The sequence below is a fragment of the Cycloclasticus sp. PY97N genome (genome assembly GCF_002443175.1).
Lineage (GTDB): Bacteria > Pseudomonadota > Gammaproteobacteria > Methylococcales > Cycloclasticaceae > Cycloclasticus > Cycloclasticus pugetii.
The window spans coordinates 1,011,502-1,037,272 of record NZ_CP023664.1 but is presented as its reverse complement, the minus strand read 5'-3'; the positions used below and the strand labels follow the sequence as shown (position 1 = coordinate 1,037,272).

Annotated in this window: 22 protein-coding genes and 1 pseudogene; all 23 read right to left on the bottom strand. The window is 42.3% G+C overall.

The window, feature by feature from the left end; genetic code table 11:
- Window positions 1-13 precede the first annotated feature (13 nt).
- Entirely contained in the window at window positions 14-871 is an 858-nt protein-coding gene (locus CPC19_RS05195; protein ID WP_015006339.1) for a MinD/ParA family protein, read from the bottom strand.
- Window positions 864-2,168 carry a flagellar biosynthesis protein FlhF gene (flhF, locus tag CPC19_RS05190; RefSeq protein WP_016390019.1) on the bottom strand — a complete coding sequence of 435 codons (1,305 nt, stop codon included), beginning with the start codon at window positions 2,166-2,168 and terminating at the stop codon, window positions 864-866. Before flhF ends, CPC19_RS05195 begins: the two co-directional genes overlap by 8 nt.
- 23 nt (window positions 2,169-2,191) lie before the next feature.
- Window positions 2,192-4,282 carry a flagellar biosynthesis protein FlhA gene (gene flhA / locus CPC19_RS05185; protein WP_016390018.1) on the bottom strand — a complete coding sequence of 697 codons (2,091 nt, stop codon included), beginning with the start codon at window positions 4,280-4,282 and terminating at the stop codon, window positions 2,192-2,194.
- 24 nt (window positions 4,283-4,306) lie between these two features.
- Window positions 4,307-5,451: pseudogene (gene flhB / locus CPC19_RS05180) on the bottom strand (flagellar biosynthesis protein FlhB).
- Between the two features lies 1 nt (window position 5,452).
- Window positions 5,453-6,160, bottom strand: coding sequence for a flagellar biosynthetic protein FliR (fliR, locus tag CPC19_RS05175; RefSeq protein ID WP_236610520.1), 708 nt, complete (start codon window positions 6,158-6,160; stop codon window positions 5,453-5,455).
- 87 nt (window positions 6,161-6,247) lie between these two features.
- Window positions 6,248-6,517, bottom strand: a complete 270-nt coding sequence (fliQ, locus tag CPC19_RS05170; protein WP_015006344.1) for a flagellar biosynthesis protein FliQ — start codon at window positions 6,515-6,517, stop codon at window positions 6,248-6,250.
- Window positions 6,518-6,529: 12 nt separating this feature from the next.
- Window positions 6,530-7,261, bottom strand: a complete 732-nt coding sequence (gene fliP / locus CPC19_RS05165; protein ID WP_016390016.1) for a flagellar type III secretion system pore protein FliP — start codon at window positions 7,259-7,261, stop codon at window positions 6,530-6,532.
- Entirely contained in the window at window positions 7,258-7,692 is a 435-nt protein-coding gene (fliO, locus tag CPC19_RS05160) for a flagellar biosynthetic protein FliO (RefSeq protein WP_016390015.1), read from the bottom strand. Before fliO ends, fliP begins: the two co-directional genes overlap by 4 nt.
- On the bottom strand, window positions 7,692-8,123 hold the full coding sequence (gene fliN, locus CPC19_RS05155; protein ID WP_015006347.1) for a flagellar motor switch protein FliN: 432 nt from the start codon (window positions 8,121-8,123) through the stop codon (window positions 7,692-7,694). Before fliN ends, fliO begins: the two co-directional genes overlap by 1 nt.
- A gap of 4 nt (window positions 8,124-8,127) precedes the next feature.
- Window positions 8,128-9,135 carry a flagellar motor switch protein FliM gene (gene fliM, locus CPC19_RS05150; protein ID WP_015006348.1) on the bottom strand — a complete coding sequence of 336 codons (1,008 nt, stop codon included), beginning with the start codon at window positions 9,133-9,135 and terminating at the stop codon, window positions 8,128-8,130.
- The gene (fliL, locus tag CPC19_RS05145) at window positions 9,136-9,675 is read right to left on the bottom strand and encodes a flagellar basal body-associated protein FliL (RefSeq protein WP_016390014.1); all 540 of its coding nucleotides are present in this window, start codon (window positions 9,673-9,675) and stop codon (window positions 9,136-9,138) included.
- A gap of 241 nt (window positions 9,676-9,916) precedes the next feature.
- Window positions 9,917-11,179: a flagellar hook-length control protein FliK gene (locus CPC19_RS05140; protein ID WP_016390013.1), complete on the bottom strand. Its 1,263-nt coding sequence runs from the start codon at window positions 11,177-11,179 to the stop codon at window positions 9,917-9,919.
- A 123-nt stretch (window positions 11,180-11,302) separates the two neighbouring features.
- Window positions 11,303-14,575 (bottom strand): fused isobutyryl-CoA mutase/GTPase IcmF, encoded by a 3,273-nt coding sequence (icmF, locus tag CPC19_RS05135; protein ID WP_016390012.1) that lies wholly within the window; start codon window positions 14,573-14,575, stop codon window positions 11,303-11,305.
- A 10-nt stretch (window positions 14,576-14,585) separates the two neighbouring features.
- Window positions 14,586-16,205 carry an acyl-CoA synthetase gene (locus tag CPC19_RS05130; RefSeq protein ID WP_096910744.1) on the bottom strand — a complete coding sequence of 540 codons (1,620 nt, stop codon included), beginning with the start codon at window positions 16,203-16,205 and terminating at the stop codon, window positions 14,586-14,588.
- 186 nt (window positions 16,206-16,391) lie between these two features.
- On the bottom strand, window positions 16,392-17,684 hold the full coding sequence (locus CPC19_RS05125; RefSeq protein WP_015006352.1) for an adenylosuccinate synthase: 1,293 nt from the start codon (window positions 17,682-17,684) through the stop codon (window positions 16,392-16,394).
- A 45-nt stretch (window positions 17,685-17,729) separates the two neighbouring features.
- On the bottom strand, window positions 17,730-18,902 hold the full coding sequence (locus CPC19_RS05120) for an ATP phosphoribosyltransferase regulatory subunit (RefSeq protein WP_016390010.1): 1,173 nt from the start codon (window positions 18,900-18,902) through the stop codon (window positions 17,730-17,732).
- Window positions 18,903-18,915: 13 nt separating this feature from the next.
- On the bottom strand, window positions 18,916-19,104 hold the full coding sequence (locus CPC19_RS05115) for a DUF2065 domain-containing protein (protein WP_015006354.1): 189 nt from the start codon (window positions 19,102-19,104) through the stop codon (window positions 18,916-18,918).
- A gap of 36 nt (window positions 19,105-19,140) precedes the next feature.
- On the bottom strand, window positions 19,141-19,998 hold the full coding sequence (gene hflC, locus CPC19_RS05110) for a protease modulator HflC (RefSeq protein WP_015006355.1): 858 nt from the start codon (window positions 19,996-19,998) through the stop codon (window positions 19,141-19,143).
- Window positions 19,998-21,203: an FtsH protease activity modulator HflK gene (gene hflK, locus CPC19_RS05105; protein ID WP_015006356.1), complete on the bottom strand. Its 1,206-nt coding sequence runs from the start codon at window positions 21,201-21,203 to the stop codon at window positions 19,998-20,000. Before hflK ends, hflC begins: the two co-directional genes overlap by 1 nt.
- Window positions 21,204-21,306: 103 nt before the next feature.
- Window positions 21,307-22,566: a ribosome rescue GTPase HflX gene (gene hflX, locus CPC19_RS05100; protein ID WP_016390009.1), complete on the bottom strand. Its 1,260-nt coding sequence runs from the start codon at window positions 22,564-22,566 to the stop codon at window positions 21,307-21,309.
- A 44-nt stretch (window positions 22,567-22,610) separates the two neighbouring features.
- On the bottom strand, window positions 22,611-22,844 hold the full coding sequence (gene hfq, locus CPC19_RS05095; protein ID WP_015006358.1) for an RNA chaperone Hfq: 234 nt from the start codon (window positions 22,842-22,844) through the stop codon (window positions 22,611-22,613).
- 161 nt (window positions 22,845-23,005) lie between these two features.
- Window positions 23,006-23,944 carry a tRNA (adenosine(37)-N6)-dimethylallyltransferase MiaA gene (miaA, locus tag CPC19_RS05090; RefSeq protein WP_016390008.1) on the bottom strand — a complete coding sequence of 313 codons (939 nt, stop codon included), beginning with the start codon at window positions 23,942-23,944 and terminating at the stop codon, window positions 23,006-23,008.
- Window positions 23,945-23,948: 4 nt separating this feature from the next.
- Window positions 23,949-25,733 (bottom strand): DNA mismatch repair endonuclease MutL, encoded by a 1,785-nt coding sequence (mutL, locus tag CPC19_RS05085; RefSeq protein WP_016390007.1) that lies wholly within the window; start codon window positions 25,731-25,733, stop codon window positions 23,949-23,951.
- Between the last annotated feature and the right edge of the window lie 38 nt (window positions 25,734-25,771).

The window sequence follows — 25,771 nt, the reverse complement described above, 5'->3', positions numbered from 1 at the left end:
TCAACTCTCCTATTTAACTCGCCTGAATAAGCCGTTCTACAAAAAACTCTAGATAACCTGCCGCACCCCGTTGTACAGGCCATCGATCGATTTTATTTGCTAGGTTTTTAATCGCCACGGCGGCGTGACTATTTGGCGCAGACTCAAGTACTGCTTGTTGTTTTTGAACTGACTTACGGAGACTTGGATCAAATGGAACAGCACCTGTAAAATACAGCGCTACATCAAGATATTGATCCGTGACTTTACAGAGCTTTTGGTACAGCATTTTCCCATGTTGAAGCGACTCCACCATATTGGTAATAATATGGAAGCGAGACAAGCCATGATCACGGTTTAACAACTTAATCAACGCATACGCATCGGTTAATGACGTTGGTTCATCACAAACAACAATCAACACCTCTTGACAAGCCCTTGCAAAATTAATCACACCGCCATGAATGCCCGCTGCGGTATCAACCAATAATAAATCAATTTCTTCTTGAAATTCGCTGAACGCATTAATAATCCCAGCTTGTTCCAGCGTGCCCATTTCTGCCATATGCTGAACACCTGATGAGGCTGGAATGACTTTTAAGCCCTGAGGGCCTTCAACAACAATTTCGTCTAACGTTTTTTCCCCACTTAACACATGGGTTAAATTAAATTCCGGGTGCAGCCCCAGCAAAATATCAACATTGGCTAACCCCATATCTGCATCAAGCAGCGCAACTTTTCGGCCTAATTTACAAAAAGCGATTCCCAGGTTTACAGATAAATTTGTTTTACCCACCCCACCTTTACCACTGGCTACTGCAATCACTCTCACAGGTTTTTTATTTGTCATCTGTTTCATTCCTGATGCTTGATTCAAGCCTTCTTTAAACATTCGCATGTCGCGAAGACCCATCTAATAACACAGATAAACCAATATCTTCTTCATCTGCTAATAATTCACTGGGTTCAATAAACGTTGCCATAAGCTCGCTGGCAGATGGGTAATGGAGATCTTCAGGTACTCGTTGCCCATCTGTTACAAAACCCAAGGGTATTTGTTGTTCAATAATGGCAGATAGTGCACTGCCAGGGCAATCTGTTTCATCCAATTTACTAAGAATGCAGCCTTTTGGCTCTGCATCTGCAAACGTTTTAATCACTTCGCGCATAGCCCTAGATTCGGTAGTCGCCGAAATGACCAAATAATTATCTATCTCAAACTTATCGTCTTGCAATAATTTGAACTGTTCTGTCATCCGAATATCTCGTTGACTCATCCCAGCTGTATCGATCAATACCAACCGTTTATCGACGAAATCCGTTAATGCATCTTGGAAATCCTCTTCGGTAGAAGCAACACGCATAGGCACACCTAAAATTCTAGCAAAATTACTCAATTGCTCATGAGCCCCAATACGGAAATTATCTGTTGTGATTAATGCTAATGAATCAGGCCCATGACGCATTCTAAAACGTGCAGCAATTTTTGCGATAGTGGTGGTTTTACCCACACCTGTAGGGCCCACTAAAGCGACTAAACCACCGTCATCAAGTATTTTGTTCTCCATGATAGGTAGTGAATTGGCGGCTAGTGTTAAGCAATTAAGCCACGCCTCTTCAAGCTCTGTTTCTGTAACAACCGTTTCGGCCAACTTAACACTTAGTTTTTTTGAAAACCCGGTATCCAACAATCGTCTAATAACATCAATTCGTACTGGGTTTTGTTGCGTCCGGTCTGACCAAGACAATTCGTTTAATACGGTTCTAAACTCATGCCGCATCATGTCTAATTCATGTTTAACTGCCTTAATAGCTGGGTCTTCAACCCATGTTGGCTCAACCCCTGCCGGTTTATTTTTTGCTGGTTTTGGTTTAGCTAACCGTTGTTTCAGCGCCGGTTTTTTGTGGCCCGGCGTATAGTCCTCTCTATACGCCTGCTTAGGCGGCTCATTCCAGTCTATTGACACCCTGTCATCTTTTAGCTCCTCATCCAACCTAGCATCTAGCAACGTTTCTTTCTTATCGGCCGCTGCTTGAATGGCTTGCTCATCATAATCCTTAGCCGCCACAATTTCGACGCCACCGTCTACTCTATTATTTGATAGGATAACCGCATCCGCACCCAGCTGCTCTTTGACCAGCTTAAGTGCTTCACGCATATCGGGAGCAAAAAAACGTTTAATTTTCATCGAATATAACCTCGTAAAGTCTATTATCCATTTTGCCCAACACTCCCAACAACACGGACTTGTCTATCCTCAGGGATTTCGTTATACGACAAAACATTTAATGTTGATATTGAGTGGCGAACAAAATGAGCTAACCAAGGGCGCAAAAAGCCAGAGACTAGAAGAACGGCACTTTTCCCTTCCATTTCTAGTTTTTGAGTACTTTCTTGCAATGCATTTATCATTCTTTCTGCTAACCCTGGTTCCAATCCTGCGCTACCATCTTCTGACGCTTGTAAGCTTTGATGCAATAAGCGTTCCAAATCTGGATCTAAAGTAATCACTGACAGTTCACTGTCTAAGCCACTGATTTTCTGGACTATTGAGCGGCCAAGGGCAATTCTAACGGCCGCTGTTAATGCGCCAGCATCTTGACTGCTACGCCCATGTTCAATCAGTGTCTCGGCAATTGTTCGCATATCTCGAACCGGAATATTTTCCTGTAATAAATTTTGCAGCACTTTAACAACTGTACCTAATGAAATGGTTTCTGGTACTAAGTCTTCAACCAGTTTTGGCGCTGACTTTTTCAGCGTATCGAGCATTTGCTGGACTTCCTCATGGCCTAATAGCTCATGCGCATGTGTTTGAATAATCTGACTTAAATGTGTTGCCACAACAGTCCCAGGGTCAACAACGGTATAGCCCATTGTTTGTGCTTGGTCCTTTTGCGATGAGTCAACCCAAACCGCGTCTAGACCAAACGCGGGGTCTTTTGTAGCAATGCCTTGAATATCACCAAATACTTGGCCTGGATTAATCGCCAATTCCCTATCAGGGTGAATTTCAACCTCGCCAATATTAACGCCCATCAATGTTAGGCGATACACATTCGGTGCCAAGTCTAGGTTGTCACGAATATGCACAGATGGAATTAAAAAGCCTAATTCTTGCGAGAGCTTTTTCCGTACCCCTTTAATTCTTGACATCAGCTCACCACCTTGCGTTTTGTCAACTAAGGGAATCAACCGATAGCCCACCTCTAGGCCAATCATATCGACTGGGGCCACATCATCCCAAGACAGTTCTTTTGGTTCATCTGGCAATGCTTGTACAGGCGAATCAAGCTCAACAGGCGTTAATTCTGCCTGTTGCTGTTTTTTATGCACTAAATAAGCAACATAACCTAAGGCACCGGCCAATGACATAAACACTAAGTTGGGCATTCCTGGAATCAACCCTAATACGCCAATAATCGCACCAGCAATAGCCAATGCTTTCGGGTTACTAAGTACTTGCAGTGACACCTGCTCACCCATATCTTGATTACTATTCACTCGCGTCACGATAATGGCTGTTGCGGTAGAGAGTAATAAGCCGGGGATCTGCGCCACAAGACCATCACCAATTGTTAGCAATGTGTAATATTCCATTGCTTGAGAAAAAGCCAAGTCGTGTTGCAACACACCCACACCAAGGCCGCCAACAATATTAATTAGTAGAATCAAAATGCCTGCAATAGCATCACCACGAACAAATTTACTAGCCCCGTCCATCGAACCATAAAAATCAGCTTCCTGACTAATCTCTGCTCGTCTGTCACGTGCTTCATCTTGGGTTAACAGCCCCGCATTTAAGTCTGCATCAATAGCCATTTGTTTACCCGGCATTGCATCCAAAGTAAACCGAGCGCTCACTTCTGAGACACGGCCTGCACCCTTTGTAACTACCACAAAGTTAATGATAATCAAGATGCTAAAAACTACTAAACCAACCGCGTAGTTACCACCAATAACAAACGCACCAAATGCTTCGATCACTTTACCGGCAGCATCACCACCATTATGCCCCTCAAGTAAAACCACCCGCGTTGATGCAACATTTAAACTAAGCCGTAATAGCGTAGCTACCAATAAGAAGCTTGGAAAAACAGCAAAATCCAGTGGCCGTAATGCATAAACCACTACCAATAAAACAATCAACGACAACGCAATATTAAAGGTAAATAACATATCCAGCAAAAAGGGTGGCAATGGCAGCACCAACATCGCCAAGATGACCATAATCAAAATGGGTGCACCTAAACCATTTCGCGCGAAATCTAATAAAATTTTTGAAATGTCGTTAAAATTCATCGTCTATTGCTACCTTGTTAAACGCTAATCGGTGTTGTTTGTATATTTTTTGTATTCATCTGGAATAGAAATATCACTTGGCGCGACTGGTTTCTTCCAGCGCTTTTGTGTTGCAATTCGTAATTGATAAACATATGCCAAGACTTGAGCTACCGCTAGGTAAAGCCCTTTAGGGACTTCTTGATCAATTTCCGTCGTAAAGAATAAGGCCCTAGCTAAAGGTGGCGCTGAAACCAGCGTAACCCCATTACCAACCGCAATATTCCTTATTTTCGCGGCTATTAAATCCGCACCTTTAGCAACAACGATGGGGGCATCGCTTCCACCTTCCTCGTATTTAAGTGCTACTGCAAAATGCGTGGGGTTGGTCACAATAACATCAGCCTGTGGTACCGCTTCTAGCATTCTTCCTTGTGACATTTCTTGTTGCAATTGACGTATTTTACCTTTTACTTCGGGCCGCCCTTCGGTCTGCTTCATTTCATCTTTCACTTCTTGAAGCGTCATTTTTAGCTTTTTCTTGTATTCCCATAAACTAAACGGCACATCAATCGCCACGACCAATAATAAAGACGAGCATAAAATGACAAAAGATAAGGTCATCACATCGCTGGCTCGAAGCAAGGCATTTTCTAACGGTAATTGACTAAGATAGATAAACTCGCGCAAGTAGATATCCACTAACAAAGCCATAATGCCTAATATTAAGCCAAACTTAAGTAAAGATTTAACCAGCTCTATTAGACTGCGCATCGCGAACATTCGCTTAAAGCCTTCAAGCGGATTCATTTTGCTTGCCTTAGGAGCAAAGGCTTCAGCACTAAATGACCAGCCCCCATCGCAATAGGAGCCGCTAACGCAGCAACCACCATCGCCGCTAAAAAAGGGGCCACGAACATTAGTGCCTCCTGCATAGCGAACTGAAGGCTGTTAATTGATGCTAAAGGGTCAAACAAAGTGCTTCTTTCTATCGTAAAAGCCTCTTCCATCACGCGCCACATGCCTTTCATGATGCGCTCACCGGTCATCCAAATCATCACCGAGCCCACCATTAAAACAACGACCGTATTCAGTTCTTTAGAGCGTGCAATATCACCCTTTTTTCGGGCGTCTTCCTCACGTTTGGCGGTGGGTTCTTCGGTTTTTTCTTGGTCGTTATCAGTCGCCATATCAACGCCTTATCCGTAAAAAGTCGCCAATCACACCATAACTTTCTGCCAGCAAATTGGTAAAATTTCCAAGTACTGACGTAAGGGTAACCCACATTAATAATGTTCCTAAAATGAGTGTAATGGGAAAACCAACCGCAAAAATATTAAGTTGTGGCGCTGCTCTTGTAACAACACCGAAGGCAATATTGACCATTAATAACGACACAATGGCTGGTAATGCCATTAATAGCCCAGCTGAAAAAATTCTGCTTGACCAGGCAATAATGGACCAAATGTCCGAACGCTCCATGCCGATATCACCAATCGGTAGGGTATTAAAACTATCGATCAACATTTCAATTAACACCAAGTGCCCCCCAAGTGTTAAAAACAAAAGAGTAGCCAGTACCAAATAAAATTGACTAACCACCGGTACGCTGACGCCGGTAGTTGGGTCCATCATCGAGGCAAAACCTAGGCCCATACTGTAAGCAATTCCCTGTCCTGCAAAAATAATAGCACTGAATACCAACTGCAAAACAAACCCCATTGACAGGCCAATCAATAATTGTTGCAACCCCGTCATAATGCCTTCATGACTCAACACATCAATCGCTCGGTGTTCAGGTAAAAGAGGAAGCGTAAAAAAAGTCACCATCAATGCTGCGCCAACAAGAATTTTGTTATCAACAAAACGCCCACTAAACACAGGGATTGCAATAAACATGGCACTTATGCGAAGCAAGGGCCAAAAAAAACTCGATGCCCAAGCCATGATTTGTTGTTCACTATAGACCACGCTTAGAGTATCCGCTTAACCGATTAAATCAGGAATACTTAGATATGTTTGGCGCGTAAAATTAATAATTAAGCGCAACATCCATGGCCCGGCAATAGATAAAACAACTACGGTGATCAATAACTTAGGAACAAAACTTAATGTCTGCTCATTAATTTGTGTTGCTGCCTGAAACATCGCAACAATAAAACCTATGGCTAACGCCGATAATAAAATAGGTGCCGATAAAAGGACCGTTACTTGCAAGGCTTGCTCGCCTAAATTCATGACGCTATCAGGTGTCATTAGTTCTACCTCCTAAGTAAAGAAGCTCGCGGCTAAAGTCTCCATAATCAGCGACCAGCCATCTACTAAAACAAATAACATCAGCTTAAATGGCAAGGAAATAATCAATGGAGATAACATCATCATACCCATCGACATCAAGACACTGGCCACGACCATATCGATGATAAGAAAAGGAACAAAGATCATAAACCCAATTTGAAACGCTGTTTTCAGCTCACTGGTCACAAACGCCGGTAATAACAGCGATAACGGCACATCTGACTCATCTGTGATAGGCTCTGCTCCAGAAATTCTGGCAAACATTTCCAAATCATCACTTCTGGTCTGGCGCAACATAAAGCCACGAAACGGCTCTATTGCTTTTGTAATAGCAATATCTGCCGCTATCTGATCGTTTAAATAAGGTTGCAGAGCCTCTTCATTCGCCTTTTCTAACACTGGCGACATAATGAAAAAAGTTAAAAATAAAGCCAGCCCCAACAAAATTTGATTGCTAGGTGTTTGTGGTGTGCCCATCGCTTGGCGAAGAATGGAAAAAACAATAATGATTCGTGTAAACGAGGTCATCATTACTAACAAGCTTGGTAAAACTGTCAGCAATGTCATAACTGCTAATATTTGCAGCGTGACCGAATAACTTTTACCGTCTCCAGCGATAGTAATGGCCTCAATGCCATTCGCCGCAAAACTAGTCATGGGAACAAGAGAGAAAAAAATAATAAACAATAGTCGCCTTTTCATTCTGCGCCCTTTTTGTTCATTACTTTTTTTAAACTGTCTTGAAAAGCTGTCGGTACTGCTTCTTCCTGACTAAGGCTTTCAGATATTTCACCGGCCTCAAAGGTATGCAAGGTCACCACCCTACCCGGTGCAACGCCAAGCAGCAGGTGTTGATTACCCGCCTGTATCAAGACTGCTTTTTCTCGATGCCCCAACGACACACCAGACAGTACTTTCAAATGACCTTTATGACTAGAGACTAGCCCTGTAAAACGCTTTGCCGCCCAGGCAACGATAAGAATCAGCAATAAAACAAAGAACAAACCTATCGTCCACTGCGTTAGATTCGCTGTAGACAACGGATCTACGCTATTCGAACCAATAGCAGTTGGCACCGATGAGAAGGCAGCTGTTGAAGTGAACATCAATGATAAAGCCCGTAAGTAGTTCATTACTTCAGCTTCTTTACTCGCTCGGCGGGGCTGATAATATCCGTTAAACGCAGGCCAAACTTATCATTCACAACCACTACCTCACCACGCGCGATAAGCGTTTTATTCACCAGCACATCCATCGGTTCACCAGCTAGGCGGTCTAACTCAATCACCGAGCCTTGGTTTAGCTGAAGTAAGTTACGAATACTGATCTTTGTATTACCCACTTCCATTGAAACAGTCACTGGCACATCTAAAATAACATCCAGGTTTATTTCGCTGTCCATGCTGCTAGGCGCGCTGGTATCAGAGACAGGTGCGAACGCTGCCGCTTGTGCATCATCATGTTCATTAGTACTCTCATCGCCCCAATCAGCATTGTTATCTGATGGCTCATTTGCTGTCCCACCTAGGTCAGAAGTGTCATTAGTATTATCTTCATCACTCATTTTTTTATTCCTCATCATTGACCAAAATCTTCACTTCTTCACGTTCCATCTTCTCTTGAAGTTTCACCGCAAAGTGTCCATTACTTTCACCAAGCTTGCCTCTAAACAATGGCATTTCTCCAGACTCAACAATGACCTGCTCTGGTAAGGTAATCGGTAAAATATCGCCTTCCTTAAAGGATAAAACCTCTTTAAGTGAAACTTCTTTCTTTAGTAATACACAGTTAATATCCACATCTGCTGTTTTAATGTCGTTCCTTAATGCAGACTTCCAACGCACATCAATATCACCACGGTCACTTTGAATACCGGCATCTAACAGTTCACGAATCGGTTCTAACATGCTGTATGGCAAACTAAATTGAATATCTCCGCCACCCCCTTCAAGCTCAAGATGAATAGTCGATACCACCATCACCTCTGTCGGGCTAACGATATTGGCAAATTGGGGGTTTACCTCAGAATTAACATACTCAAACTCAAGTTTTAAAACCGGCTCCCATGCTTTCATCAAGTCTTCAAAAACAATGTCCAAAACAATTCGAACTACGCGTATTTCTGTTGCTGTAAATTCGCGTGCTTCGCTCGTATTATGAAATTTTCCAGAACCGCCAAAATAACTATCCACAATCATAAAGACCAAGCTTGGGTCAAAAACAAACAAGGCTGACCCACGTAAGGCCTTTATTTTTATAATATTTAAGTTAGTTGGTACAAACAGGCTTTGAACGTATTCTGAAAACTTCAACATTTGAATGCCTGATACAGACACCTCTGTTGAGCGCCTTAAGAAGTTAAACAGGCTAATGCGGAAATAACGTGCAAAGCGCTCATTAACCATTTCAAGTGTTGGCATTCGCCCACGCACGATTCTATCTTGGCTATTAAAGTCATAATTGCTCGCCTCACCGTTTGGCGCATCAACGCCTGTTTCTGTTTCAACATCGCCACCATCGACACCTTGCAATAAGGCATCAATTTCATCTTGCGATAATAAATCCGAATCAGACATTTACTGCATGACCAAGTCTGTAAAAAAAACTTCTTTTACGTTAGAAGAGACACTTCTCTTAACTAAAATTTTATTAATTTCTTCTTTAACATCTGATTGCAGCTGTTCTTTTCCTTTTGATGTTTTGAGTACTTCAGGATCTTGAGCAGACAGCATCATTAGAATATTGTTTCGAATCACAGGGTCATGTTTTTTTACCGCATCAATAACGCCTTCATCATCGACCATAATACTGATAGCCAGTTTTAAGACCTTTATATTGCCGTCTGAAAAATTAACCATAAACGGCGGCGTCAATGCTTGATAAACGGCTACCGCTTCAGCCTCATCAGCATTCTGTTCATCTGCTTTTTCTTCAATAGCTTCTGTTGACTCACCCACAACCGGATCTTTTTCTGCTTCAAAAAAACCTGTGAAATACAAGCCAGCGCCTAGCAGTATAATGGCCAACACAACACCGCCCGCGATCATGATTAACTTCTTTTTAGAACCCACCGCATTTTCAACTGCTGTTTCTTGCTCTTGCTCTTCGTCTGCCATAATATTTACGTCCAAAAGTTATTACATAAAAACAGTAATAGCAATTGCTGTGCCATATATTAAATCGATATTTTTCAATGACTTATAATAAATTAATACTCAGGCGTCAAAATCAAGTCATTAAGCAACGTAGTATTTTTGGTGTTTGTCAAAATTTAACCACCCTAAACGTAAAAAAGCCTAAGTGTTCTTAGAACAACTTAGGCTTTTAAAACATCCTACCTAACTGTCTATTTAAACGTCAGGCAAAGTCACTAAATAAACCAGTGTATCGTCGTACTTGTTCAGCATCTTGTGAATCAAACATTGATTCACCGGTGTCCCGATTAAACTCATCTGATTGAGCCATTCCACCTTCTTGGCTCTTGGATGCTTGTTCACGTTGATCACTAAATGAATGTTGCGATACATCAATATCCACCACGTTGACGTTTTGCTCATTCAACATATCGCGTAAGCGGGGAAGAGCCGCCTCAATGGCTTCTCTTGTTGCACCATGTTGTGCAGTAAATGACACCATTGCTTGATCATTTTGCATTTGGACTCTGACCTCAATAGGCCCCATATGCTGAGGGTTCAACCTAATCTGTGCGCCAGACATGGATTGGCCCACTACCCACTGTACTCGCTGGGTGAAGTGCTCCCCCCACTTCTGACTGTTCATTGGCGTATCAAGCTGCAAATTTGCCTTATCAATTACGGCATGTTGTGTTTGCCCAGCAACCGGTGCCCCTACATTTAATAACAAGCCTTCTGTTGCTGGTAAAGCTTTACTGCCTGCCGTTTGCTGAGTAAACATGGAGTTTACCGTATCAGACACTGTGTTTTTTAAATCACCTACAAGTGCATCAGGCAGAGTTGTAGATTGAGGCTTATTTAAGGATGGCAGCGTAGCCGACGAATTCAAAAAATTCACTTCGCCACCTTTCCCATTCAATCTACCCCTCTGGTCCGGCAACCGTCCGGCCGTTAGTGGGTCAAACACTATATCTTTGTCGCGCACATTAACATTAGCCAATATATCGCTGTTTAATGGGCCGCCCAAAGCTGCCGCTGGTGGCAATTCATTGCCGCTAATCGCAGCCATAGCTTCCCCTGCTTCAAGCTTAGGTTCAACTAATATTACGCCTGCCTCTGTGGGTATCTCAGCTGTATTTTCTACGATAATGACTTCTTCATGCAGTTGCCCTGAAGCGTTAGATAGCACCTCGGTAACCGTTGCCGTTTGTTCTGATTGAGTTTCATCAGCCGTTACAATCTTGGATGATGAAGCAGCTTCCGGCGCATTAGTCTTATTAACAACAGCCGCCGTGTTACCAGTGTTTTCAGCATGTTTATCCGATGATGCTGGTTCATGACTCTGCCTATTAAGACGGTCTATATTTTTTTCAAAATGTTTTGAAAACCCGTCATCGTTTGAGCGACTGGAATCACTTATAACCGAATCAGCAGCACCCTTCGAGGCGCTACCCATCTGTGGACTTAATATAGCTGGTACGTCCATTGCCATCTCCATATTGCTTTAAATATGTTTACAACAGAGCAATTGGCATGCCAGATCAATAAAAGCCTTAACAACTAGGTCTTAGCTTTAGTTTTATCAAGCTTATTTTTAGATTACTACCGCCTACATATTCCGGCGGTACTGTCCGCCGACCTCAAAAAACGCCTCTGTAATTTGGCCCAATGAGCAATAGCGACCTGCCTCCATTAACACCTCAAAAACGTTCTCATTATTTTGCACCGCCTGTTGTAAATCATGCAGTGCTTCTACGGCCTTATCTTCGTTTGCTTCGTGGGTAGCCTTTAATCGATGCAATTGACTTTGTTTTTCTTCTTCCGTGGAGCGCGCCAATTCGATAGACGTTACGGACTCATCAGCCGTTGGATTTTTAAACGTGTTTACCCCAATAATTGGCAGCTCACCTGTATGTTTCAACATTTCATAATTCATTGATTCATCTTGAATTTTCCCACGTTGATACCCCGTCTCCATTGCACCGAGCACACCACCACGTTCAGAAATGCGTTCAAATTCGCGTAGCACTGCTTCTTCGACTAAATCAGTCAGCTCTTCGATAATAAAAGCCCCCTGCAAGGCATTTTCATTTTTTGCAAGGCCGTACTCTTTATTGATAATAAGTTGAATTGCCATCGCACGGCGGACAGACTCTTCGGTTGGTGTTGTCACCGCTTCATCATATGCGTTGGTATGAAGGCTATTGCAGTTGTCATTAATGGCAATCAATGCCTGCAAGGTAGTCCGAATATCATTAAAATCCATCTCTTGAGCATGTAATGAACGGCCAGATGTTTGGATATGGTATTTTAATTTTTGTGAGCGATCATTTGCCCCGTATTTAAAACGCATTGCAACGGCCCAAATTCGCCGCGCTACTCGGCCCATAACGGTATATTCCGGGTCCATACCATTAGAAAAAAAGAATGACAAATTAGCGGCAAAATCATCAATATGCATACCTCGTGACAAATAGGTTTCTACATAAGTAAAGCCATTTGACAAGGTAAAGGCCAACTGAGAAATAGGGTTCGCGCCCGCTTCAGCAATGTGGTAACCCGAGATCGAGACTGAGTAGAAATTACGGACTTGTTTATCGATAAAATATTGTTGGATGTCACCCATCATTTTCAGGCTAAATTCTGTCGAAAAAATACACGTGTTTTGACCTTGATCCTCTTTAAGAATATCTGCTTGAACGGTACCTCGTACATTCGATAAAGCCCAATCTTCAATCTCATTGCGTTCGTCCTCTGAGGGGCAGCGTCCTTTTTCCTCTTCAAATTTATCGCACTGTTGATCAATAGCGGTATTTAAAAAGAACGACAATAAGGTTGGCGCTGGGCCGTTAATCGTTAGCGAAACGGATGTTGTTGGTGCGCATAAGTCAAAACCATCAAACAAAACTTTCATATCGTCTAAAGTAGCAATAGAAACGCCCGAATTGCCAACTTTCCCATATATATCGGGCCTCACACCTGGGTCATTGCCATACAGTGTTACCGAATCAAAGGCTGTTGATAGCCGTGTTGCCTCTGAACTTTCAGACAATAATTTAAAACGTCGATTGGTTCTGAAGGGGTCGCCCTCACCCGCAAACATACGGGCTGGGTCTTCACCTTCGCGCTTAAAACTAAACACACCGGCGGTATACGGAAAGCTTCCCGGTAAATTTTCTTTTAATAAAAAACGTAATCGTTCGCCATCGTCTTCATAAGCGGGTATTGAGACTTTTGGAATACGGGTGCCTGACAAAGAGTATGTTGCTATATTCGTTGTCACTTTTTTATCCCGAATAGTGTTCACATAGGTGTCTTCTTTATAGGCTTTTTTTGTATCTTCCCAAACATCAAGCAATCTTTTACAACGTGGATCGAGCGCATTTTCACGCTTCAAAATTTGTCTATTGAAGGCTTCGTCGCTTGCAGGCTCACCCAACATACGTTGCACTTGTTTCAATTGCTGACGTTCTCGTGCAACGGTGACTTGCTGTTCGATTTTTTTATGGTAATCACGCACTGTTTCGGCAATTTCAGCTAAATAACGTTGCCGTTCAACAGCAATAATCGCGCTACTTGTTGTTGAGCGTTTGATGGCTACTTGAGCAAAAAAGTCACCTTCCCAGCTGTTAAGCTCTTTGCTCTCGAAGATTTTTAATAAGCCCTGATACAACGCCGTTACCCCATCATCATTAAATTTTGATGCGATAGTGCCATAAATTGGCAGTTCTTCGATCGGGGTTGTAAAGAGTTCGTAATTACGTTGATACTGCTTTCTAACATCGCGAAAAGCATCGTCACTGCCTTTGCGATCAAATTTATTAATCACCACTACATCAGCAAAATCCAACATATCAATTTTTTCTAACTGACTGGCTGCCCCAAACTCAGGCGTCATCACATACATCGATACATTAACAAACGGAACAATACCCGCATCACCCTGCCCAATGCCTGGGGTTTCTACAATAATTAAATCAAAATTTGCAACTTTGCAGGCATCTATAATGTTTGGTAATGCTTCAGGGACTTCGCCTTTCGTGTTGCGCGTTGCGATCGATCGAAAATAAATATTCGGGTGATTAATCGCATTCATACGAATACGGTCGCCTAATAGGGCACCACCCGTTTTACGTTTGGTAGGGTCAATGGCAATAACCGCAATTTTTAAATGCTCAAGCTCAATATTAAAACGTCTAATAAGCTCATCTGTTAAGGACGACTTACCAGCACCACCGGTTCCCGTAATACCCAACACAGGGGTTTTTGAAAACGCCTTAGCACGCACATTGATTGCATCAGTAGATTGTTTTGAAACCGTATTTTCATCGAAGCCTGTAATAAGACGTGATAATTTTCGATACCCGTGTTCATTCAAATCATCAAAATCATCAGGTATACCCACCTGTGCAAGGTCATAGTCCGATGTTTCGATCATCTCATTGATAATCCCTTGTAGCTGTAATGATTGCCCATCGGCTGGACTAAATATATGAGACACACCATAGGCATGCAACTGTTCAATTTCTTCTGGCACGATAACCCCACCGCCGCCTCCAAAGACCTTGATATGCGATGCTCCCTTTTCTTTTAACAGGTCAATCATGTATTTGAAATATTCAACATGTCCGCCTTGATAAGAGCTTATTGCAATACCATGCACATCCTCCTGAATAGCTGCATTAACCACTTCTTGTACCGAACGATTATGCCCTAAGTGAATAACTTCAGCCCCCGTTGATTGAAGAATACGGCGCATAATATTAATCGCCGCATCATGACCGTCAAACAAACTGGCTGCGGTAATAAAACGCACGTGGTTATTAGCTTTATATTTTACAAGTTTACTGGGGTCAACGACCGTCTCTTGTGCTACTGACATGCTATAACTCCTAACTGTTTTGCCTTAGTTCAATACGCCTTATTTTTCCTGAAATTGTTTTTGGTAATGACTCAACAAATTCAATTTCTCGTGGGTATTTATAAGGTGCTGTCTGTTTTTTCATGAAAGCTTGAATGTCTCGTCTCAGCTCATCACTAGGTTGATAGTTACTGGCTAAAATAATAAACGCTTTAACTACTTCGCCACGTGCTTCATCTAGCTTTCCAATGACCGCTGACTCAAGAACGGCAGGGTGTTCTAATAAAGAACTTTCTACTTCAAATGGGCTAATTCTGTATCCCGATGAATTAATCATGTCATCTGAGCGCCCAACAAACCAAAAATACCCGTCTTTATCGACGCTACCATTATCTCCCGTATAGTACCAACCGTTTTTGAAACACATTGCCGTTGCTTCATCATCTTGCCAATAGCCCTCAAACATACCCGGCTGAAGCGGCTCTGTTAGTTCAATGGCTATACTGCCAATGCAATCTACCGCACAAATATCACCTTTTTCATCAACAACTTGCACATTAACACCCGGTACCGGCTTACCCATAGAGCCTGGTTTAACAGGCATGCATGGGTAGTTGGCAACAATATTAATGGTTTCGGTTTGACCATAGCCATCGTAAATTTTTCCACCCGTGGCGTTATACCAAACTTTAATCACTTCCGGGTTTAACGGCTCACCTGCTCCTAACGCATGACGAACTGAACTTAAGTTATAGCTTGATAAGTCCATTTGAGCAAATACTCGGTAAACGGTTGGCGGCGCGCAGAATGTTGTTACTCCTAACTTTTCAATTAATTTCAAGTGTAATTCGGCATCAAAACCCACACCATCAAACAACACCATTGCAGACCCCATTTGCCATGGTGAATACAACATTCCCCAGGCTGCTTTAGCCCAACCCGTGTCAGACAACGTCCAATGGATATCATTTTCTTGCTGACCCATCCAATATTTACCCGTAATCGTATGGGCGTGTGCATAGGCGTTATCTCGTGGCACCATTTTTGGCATTCCTGTCGTACCAGAGGTAAAGTAAATCATCATTAAATCTGATGCTTTGCTCGGTGCTAATTGCGACCTATCTAAGTGAGTGCTTGCAGGTTGAGTAAGTGATTCAAATGTACACCAACCTTCTTTTGGTTCTCCAATAACAATCAGCGTCTTAAGACTAGGGCAGTTCTTTTTAATCGCCTCAACCTTATCTGCGTTATTGGCACTCACAATTGCCATACTGGCCTTTGAACGATTGATACGATATTCAATATCTTGTGAGGTTAACAAATTAGTAGCTGGCATCGTTACCACACCTAATTTGCAACAGCCCAGCATTACTGAGTACCATTCACCAACTCGGGGAATCATAACAAAAGCCAAGTCGCCTTTTTTAGCACCTAAGCTTAGCAAGCCATTTGCAAATTGATTAGATCGTTTAGAAAGATCGCTAAATTGATAATATCGAATATTCTCGCCCGTACTATCGACTTCGATATACGCCAATTTATCGGCTTCATGCGCTCTTTTATCAATGACATCAAAAGCAAAGTTATAAAGTGCCGGCGTTTCTAATGTGAATGATGCTTTGACATCATCATAATTTGTCATATTAAACATACGCTTCCCCTATTTTTATTATTATTCTTTTAATCAGTTTAACACTGACCAATTATGAGTCAAAAATAGTAAAACTAATGCTTGAGCTATGTATATAGTCCATAGATCACTAATGTCGTGCAAAAAAAAGCCCTTATAAATATACTTTATAAGGGCTTTATGTATTAAGGCATCAATTGTTTAGCATTAACTGAATGGGTTATTCAGAACAATCGTCTCTGTCCTTTCTGGTCCTGTGGAAACAATATCAATAGGCACCTCTACGAGTTCCTCTAATCGTTTAATATACGCTAGCGCTTCTTTTGGAAAGCCGTCTAACGATTTACACCCTTCCGTTTGACCTTGCCAGCCAGGCATTGTTTCAAAAATTGGCTCACACTGTGCATAGTTTTCAGCACCAATGGGTGGTACGTCAATAATCTCACCGTTTAACTTATATGCGGTGCATATTTTTACTTCCTTGAGTCCATCCATTACATCCAGTTTGGTTAAGCAAATACCCGTTAAACTGTTCAAGCGGGCAGAGCGTCGAAGTGACACAGCATCGAACCAGCCACAACGCCTTTCACGACCAGTTGTTGCACCAAACTCATGCCCTTTTTTACCTAAGTACTCCCCCACTTCATCATTTAACTCGGTCGGAAACGGTCCGCTACCAACACGCGTTGTATAAGCTTTAGTGATGCCTAAAATATAATCCATATCACAAGGCCCCATTCCACTGCCACTGGCCGAACTACCAGCAGTAGTGTTAGACGAAGTAACATAGGGGTAGGTGCCATGGTCAATATCTAATAATGCGCCTTGTGCGCCTTCAAATAAAATATTTTGACTGTCGCGACTGTATTTATGCAGTTGATCAGCCACATCAATAAGCATTGGCTTAATGATCTGTGCTTGCTCCATTACTTGGTCATACATTGTTTGAAAATCATACGTTTCGGCATTGAAATAATGCTCCAACACAAAATTATGGTACTTCAATAGTTCTTGCAGTTTTTCCGCAAAAATCTTTGGTGTTAATAAATCGCCGGCACGCAAACCTCGTCTTGCAACCTTATCTTCATAAGCAGGCCCAATTCCACGTCCTGTGGTGCCAATTGCTTTGTTACCTCGTGCTCTTTCGCGCGCTAGATCTAAACCTATATGCACAGGTAATATTAATGGACAAGCTTCGCTAATCTTCAAGCGTCCATCCAACTTAACACCGGCTTTTTCTAAAATATCCATTTCAGTCAATAAAGCTTCGGGCGATAACACAACACCGTTACCAATTAAACACTGAACATTTTCTCTTAAGATACCTGATGGAATCAGATGCAATACTGTTTTTTCATTTCCAATCACTAAGGTATGGCCAGCATTATGCCCCCCTTGAAAGCGCACAACTGCAGCAACATCATCAGTTAATAAATCAACCAATTTACCTTTGCCCTCGTCACCCCACTGGGTGCCAATTACGACAACATTTTTTCCCATTTTATGTCTCTATCTAAACTATGATTATGAATTGATACAAGTGCGTTATTCACTCACTTGCCATTGACCGTTTATCTGTTTGATGGTCAACGTATGATCGGGTTGTTGCGTATCACCGGGTAGCGCTTGTATAACAATTCGGCCCGATGCTCGCAATTGACGAATAACATCATGCAAATCAGCATCCATTACATCGGGCGCTAAAATAACATTGTCAGTTTGTTCTTCGCTTAACTGACTTAAGCGTGATAACACTTTGACATCCGCACTAAACCCAGTGGCTGGTAGCAAATCGTCCATTTGTTCTGTTAAGTTATCGTATCGGCCACCACGCGCCACTTCTGAGCCAAAGCCCGGCACAAACGCAGCAAACACAATACCTGTTTGGTATTGATAACAACGAAGCTCACCTAAATCAAAGTATAAAGGTAACGCGGGGTAAATATTCTGCAGTAATTCAGCGGTCCGTTGAAGCTCGTCTATCGCTTGTAAAACATCAGCGCCGCCAATTGCTAAATTAGTTTTTGCATCATTAAGAACAGATATATCGCCATTTAGGTTTAACAACTGATAAAAAGCATCATACCAAGCTTTATCTAACTGGAAAGTTGTTAGCAACTCTTCTAGCTCTTCCGTCGCTTTTCGTTGCAATACTTCAAATAACTCAGCTTCTTGCTCAACCGTTAAGCCGGCGTTTTTGGCAAGCTCTCTAAAAATGGCCACGTGGCCTAAATCTAAGTGAACTTCTTGTAAGCCAGCTATTGCTAAGGTTTCGAGCATCAACCGTATAATTTCCACATCACTTTCAATGTGCTGGCTGCCGTAAAGTTCTACCCCTACTTGAATTGGGCTACGTGATTTTTCAATCTTAGCACCTCGTGCCTGTAGTATTGAGCCGAGGTAACAAAGCCTAGTAGGCGCCTCTTTATAAAGGTGATGTGAGGCCATACGAGCCACTTGCGGCGTCATATCGGCTCTAACCCCTAAGGCTTTACCACTGATCTGGTCAGTTAAATTAAACGTCTGAAGCGCTAATTCACTGCCCGTTCCTGTTAGCAAGGTATCGCGAAATTCAACCATCGGTGGAATAACATACTGATACCCCCAAGATCGAAACAAATCTAACAATTTGCGCCGCATGGTTTCCAAACGAGCTGCCTCATTCGGGAGTAAGGCATCAATACCTTCTGGTAACATCCAATTATTTTTCTTAGCCATTAACTTGTTAACCTTATCGCACCAGCGTTAATAAAATAACACCCGCAATCATGCTTAAAAGCCCTGACATGCGAATCGTTTTATCATCCATTTCTATTAACCGCTGATAGGTTTTGCGTAGTGCATCGGGGCTTATAAATGGAACAATCCCTTCTAAAACCAACACCAATGCCATTGCCGCAAATAGTTCTTGCCACGCCATTACAAAACCCCATTAGCAATTACTGCTTATATAAACTTACTGTTTCTTAAAATATTTAAAGAAATCAGATGTCGGTTCAAGCACAATAAGGTCATCTCCTGCCCCCATACTTTTACGATAGGCATCTAAACTACGGTAAAAAGCGAAGAACTCTTTGTTCTTATTATATGCACCGGCATAAGTTTCAGCCGCTTCGGCATCACCCCTACCACGTAATTCTTGCGACTCCCTATAGGCTGTCGCTAAGATAATTTCACCTTGTTTATCAGCATCCGCTTTAATTCTCTCAGCTGCCTCTTTACCTCTTGATCTAAAGTCACGTGCCACACGCTCACGCTCTGACTCCATTCTTTTGTATACAGACGCGCTAACTTCCTCTGGCAAATCAATTCGTTTAATTTGAACATCAATAATATCGATGCCTAGACCATTTGCTAACTCATTAATTTCTTTAACAAGCCCTAAACGGATTGTATCTCTACCTACCGAAATTAACTCTTTAATTGTTTGCTTACTAAACGCTGCTCGCATGCCTTCTTTTACAAATTGATTTAATCGTGTATCAACTTGCCTAGGGTCGCCACCAACAGCTCGATAGAAATTATCCACATTGGCGATTCTCCATTTCACGAAAGTATCAACAATCACATTTTTCTTTTCAGAGGTTAAAAAACGCTCTGCCTTAGAATCAAGCGTTTGAAGACGACCATCATATTTTCGAACGTTATTAATAAACGGAAATTTGAAGTGTAACCCTGGCTCTAGGTCTGTTCGAACAATTTCACCCAAGCGAAAAACGATTACCCGCTCTCGTTGATCGACCGTAAAAATACTTCCAGAGCCAATAAAAAGAACCGCTGCTAAAACAACCAACATCATTGGATTCATTTTCATTATCTTCCCCTCCCTCTATCTCTGTAACTTGTATCTCGCCCTGTGTTATCAGGCGTGGTTTTTTCTGGCGGTGTAATAAAGCGATTCGGGGCAGCCGATGCTTTAGCAGCGGTTGATTCCATCAATTTATCAATAGGCAAATACATTAAGTTATTGCCACCTTTAACATCCATGATGACTTTTTTAGAATTACCCAACACATCTTCCATTGTTTCTAAATAAAGTCGTTTACGAGTCACTTCTGGAGCTGCTTCGTACTGAACAAGCAGTTGATCAAAACGTGAAGCATCACCTTTCGCCTCTGATTTTACACGTTGCTCATAGGCTTGTGCTTCTTGCACAATTCTTGATGCCGCACCACGTGCTTTAGGTATGACTTCATTAGAGTAGGCTTGCGCTTCGTTGATAAACCGCTGCTCATCTTCTCGAGCCCGAATAGCATCGGAAAACGCACCTTGGACTTCTTCAGGTGGTTGTGCTTCGACAAGGTTCACAGACAAAATGATCAGACCGGTTTCATATTCATCTAGCATGGTTTGCAGCTTTGTCTCAACTTTTGCGACAACCTCACTTCTACCTTCAGTTAAAACAAAGTCCATTTTATTTTTGCCGATAACAGATCGTAAGGCACTTTCAGCAGACTGTTTTAGCGTAACCTCAGGCGCTCTAACGTTAAAAATATAATCTTGTGGATTTTTAACTCTATATTGCACTGCTAAGCGAACATCAATGATATTTTCATCTTCTGTCAGCATTAATGCTTCTTTTCGGACACCGCTGGCTGCTTGCTGGTTAGCACCAGAACGGTAACCAATTTCAATAAATCTTTGCTGATCGACATTAACAATAATCGCGCTATCGACTGGGCGAGGGAAACGCCAGTGGGGCCCGGGTAATGTTGTTTCATGATATTTACCGAAACGTAATATAACGCCTCTGTTACCTTCATCAACGATATATATCCCTGTGGCAAGCCAAATTAAAGCGGCAATTCCAACCAACACACCAAGGTTAGCGCCTGATGGGCCATTTGAAGGTTTCTTATTAGACGTTCCTTTTGAACCGCCCCCACCAAACAAGCCACCAAATTTTTCTTGTAAGGAGCGTACTAACTCGTCTAGATCTGGAGGAGTTTGTTGTTCTTTTTTACGCCCACTCCATGGGTCTTCCTTCTTTTTATCGTTACCTGAGTCATCCCAAGACATAGTTAAAACCTCAACTTTAAAAATTTATTTATTTCAGCATACAATTTTAGGGTGCTACGCCATGCTAAGCAAGAATTTAAACCACTAATTCAATGATGCCCTGCTAGATGGTCGTCAGCAAATGTTTATATTTATTGGATATATTGAGCTCTATAACCCAGCAACCATCATCCCGGTTTTCTTCTTTAAGAATTTGTGCAACTTGGAATAACTTCGCTCGTAGTTTAGCCTGCTCGGGCTTTAAAACGACACTCATTCGTGTGTTTTCATCATGACAAAGCGTCGATAGTGTCTCTAACAATAGGTTTATTCCATCACCGTCCATTGCTGATAACCAGACCGCGTTGACACTGTCTGTTTCGTCTTTATCTACATGCGCATCGACGGCTGGTAAGCAATCAATTTTATTGTAAACCATCACCTGTGGGATGTTGTCTGCTCCAATTTCTTTCAGGACAGAATTTACTTCGTGGATTTGTTCTTGCCTATTAGGACTACTTGCATCAACTACATGTAATAGCAGGTCAGCCTCAATCGTTTCTTGCAGGGTAGAACGAAAAGCTGCAACTAATTCATGCGGTAAGTTTTGAATAAAACCAACTGTATCAGCCAATACAAGCTCACCGTAATCAGGCAATTTCACTTGACGTAATGTTGGATCTAATGTGGCGAAAAGCTGATCCGCTGCATAAATAGCAGAGTTTGTCAGTGCATTAAAAAGCGTTGATTTTCCGGCATTTGTATACCCCACTAAAGACACCGTGGGTACATCAGCGCGCTGCCGACTTCGCCGCCCTTGATCGCGCTGCTTATTAACTTTTGTTAACCGTGTTTTAATTTGACGGATACGTTGGCCTATTAGTCGGCGGTCTGTTTCTAACTGTGTTTCGCCCGGCCCACGCAAGCCTATCCCACCCTTTTGTCTTTCTAAGTGAGTCCAGCCTCTAATTAAACGCGTCGATAAGTGCTGTAATTGCGCCAGCTCGACTTGTAGCTTACCTTCAAAAGATTGCGCTCGTTGGGCAAAAATATCTAGAATTAAGTTCGTCCGATCTAATACCCGAACTTCTAATTCTTTTTCTAAATTGCGTTGCTGACTTGGACTTAGGGTATGGTTAAACAACACAATATCAGCGCAAGTTTCATGCAACTGATGCTTCACCTCGTCTAACTTACCCTTCCCCACAAAAAATCTAGCGTCTGGCGAACGTCGTGAGCCAGTCACCGTTGCCAGCGGCTCAACATTGGCCGATATAACCAATTGCTCAAACTCGCTTAGATCATCTTCTGAAAAACTTTCATTAATCGATAAATGAACAATAAGCGCCCTTTCACCCGTACCGGGGCGATCAAACAACTCCATTAATTAGGCCCAGCGCTAATCATTAAATCAACCGAATAAATAAACTAAGCCTCCTCACCAGCACGAGGCATCGTAACCGCTCTAGCAGGCACAACCGTGGAAATAGCATGCTTATAAACCATTTGATTAATCGCATTTTTTAAAATGACGACGTATTGATCAAATGACTCAATTTGCCCTTGCAATTTAATCCCATTAACTAAAAAAATCGCCACAGGAATATGTTCCTTTCTTAATGTATTTAGAAAAGTATCCTGTAAGTTATGCCCCTTAGACATCTTGTTTCTCCTTATTATTTTGAATATTAACTTAATGACTCCAAAACGATCGAATCCATTCTATTTTGCAGTGCAACAAATTGTACCTCAAAACATCTCAATTTTGTTTATTAATATTGTCTATTGCTTATAGATGATGACGTCATCACAATATTTCAAGCCTACCGCGTTGTTTTTTTGTTAACCTCGCTCAACACCTGCTCTAACACCCTTGGAGCGGCTATGTCCAAAAGGGTTGTTTTAGTCTGTTGTCGCAACCAGGTAAACTGCCTTTTTGCCAATTGTCGTGTGGCTATAATCGCTTTTTCACGAAAAGTCACTTCGTCATATTCGCCCAATAAGTGTGACCATGCCTGTCGATATCCAACTGCTCTAATAGCCGGCAATAATGCCGTTAAATCACCTCGTTCAAACAAGCAACGAACCTCATCAAGAAACCCGTTTTCAATCATCTTATCCATTCTTAAGGCGATCTTGTCATGTAGCTCTATACGATTGCTTGGCATGATAGCAAATTTAAATACTTCAAACGGTAGCGGTTGTTTTGCCTGTTCTAACAACCAATCGCTTTGACTTTTACCCGACACCAAAAACACTTCAAGCGCACGTTGTATTCTTTGCGTGTCATTCGGGTGAATTCGCTTAGCCGCCTCCGGGTCAACTTTTTTTAAATGATCATGAACCGCCTCCCAACCTTCACTCGCTGCTTGCTGATCAATCTCTTGACGAATCGCTGCATTAGCATCGGGCAATTTAGCCATACCATTTAATAAAACATGAAAGTACAGCATGGTACCACCAACTAAAATCGGCATTTTCCCTCTACTCGCTACCTCATTAATCAGCCCGAGTGCCTGCTCTCGAAATTGCCCTGCCGAAAAACTTTCAGAAGGGTCTAAAATATCAATTAAATGATGTTTAACACCTTGTCTTTCAGCTAAATCTGGCTTTGCTGTGCCAATATCCATCCCTCGGTAAACTAACGCCGAATCAACACTGATCACTTCACCATCTAAGGCCTTTGCTATTTCAACCCCCAAGGCTGTTTTACCAGAGGCAGTTGGCCCCATCAACATGACCACACGAGGTAAAATTGACATACGTTTATTGACCTCTTAAAAACAATGAGTCTAATTGTTGAACATTAAGTAGCACCCATGTTGGTCGCCCATGATTGCATTGACCGCTATTCTCGGTCTGCTCAATGTCTCTCAACAAGGCATTCATTTCCATTTCTGTTAGGCGTCGATTAGCTCTAATGGAACCATGGCAGGCCATATTACCCAAAACGGTATAACACGCCTCTTGAATACTTTTTGTTTCCCCTGTTTGTGCCAAATCTTGAATTAGTTTCCTAACCAACACCTCAGCATCATCTTGTGCCAGCAAAACAGGTATAGCTCGAACCAAAAGCGTATTTGGGCCTGACAAACTTAAGTCCAACGCTAAGCCTTCAAGCATGTCTTGGTACTGCTCAAAAGCCACCACCTCTTCATCCGATAAATGTATCTTCTGTGGAATCAACAACGGTTGCGATGGTATCTCACCCGCGTCATATTGTTTTTTCATCTTTTCGTACACAATCCGCTCATGGGCCGCATGTGTATCTACCAATACCAAGCCTTGTTCCGACTCTGCAAGAATATAAGTATTGTGCAAGTGTGCAATGGCATACCCTAGCGGAGGCGCACCCTCTGCTTGCTGAACACGATTATCAACTGCTGGAGCCGCCATTGACATTTTTGGAGCGGTGTATGATGTTCCTTTAGTGTAATGAACAGGCGATTCAGAAACTGACATTGGCATTTGACGCTGCTGCATATCGCTGTAACTGGGCACAGTATTTGGCGTAGTCGGCGTTAGTGTTTTAACCGCATGATGGTCTGAGGGCCGAACATCCGTCAATAATTGTTTTATTCGCCGATAAACAAAGTCATGAACCGCTTTACTTTCGCGAAAACGCACTTCTAATTTAGCTGGGTGCGCATTGACATCAACTAACCTAGGATCAATACTCAAATACAAGACATAAACCGGGTGACGCCCATGAAATAAAACATCCTGATAGGCTAAGCGAACCGCGTGATTAATCAATTTGTCTCTGATCAAACGGCCATTGACATAAAAAAACTGCATATCTGCCTGCGACCTTGAATAAGTTGGTAAACCAACCCAACCTTGCAGACCTAAGTCTCCATTGGCGACATCCACTTCTAGCGATTCATGGACAAAACCATCACCACACAATAAGCCCACTCGTTCGCTCTTTTCAGCATTAGATAAGGCCGGTTTTAAATCCATAATTTGACGCTGATTATGCCTAAGGTTAAACCCTGTATCAAAGCGACTTAACGCCATCCGCTTAAGCACTGTTTCAATATGGCCAAATTCTGTCTTTTCTGTTTTAAGGAATTTTCGGCGTGCAGGCGTATTGTAAAAAAGATCACGCAGTTCTACGCATGTGCCAATAGGGTGTGCGGTGGGCACAGGGTCTAGTTCTTTTTCTGTACCGTCTGCCTTAACAGACCAGCCTGCATTATCACTTTCTTGTCGTGAGGTTAACGTTAATCGTGACACCGAACTCATACTCGGTAAGGCTTCGCCGCGAAAACCAAAGCTAAGCACTGACTCTAAATCATGCAAGGAACCAATTTTACTGGTTGCATGACGCGATAAAGCGAGCTCTAGATCCACTTTAGCAATACCTAAGCCATTATCGGTAACACGTATTAACCGCGACCCACCTTCTTCAATTTCTATCAAGATTTGAGTAGCACCGGCATCCAGTGAGTTTTCTACTAATTCTTTCACTGCAGAGGCGGGGCGTTCGATAACCTCACCTGCCGCAATTTGGTTAATTAGCTGTGGAGGTAGTTGCTTAATGAGCATAAGGCATTCGATACGTTTGTTGTTTTGCGTCTATATGA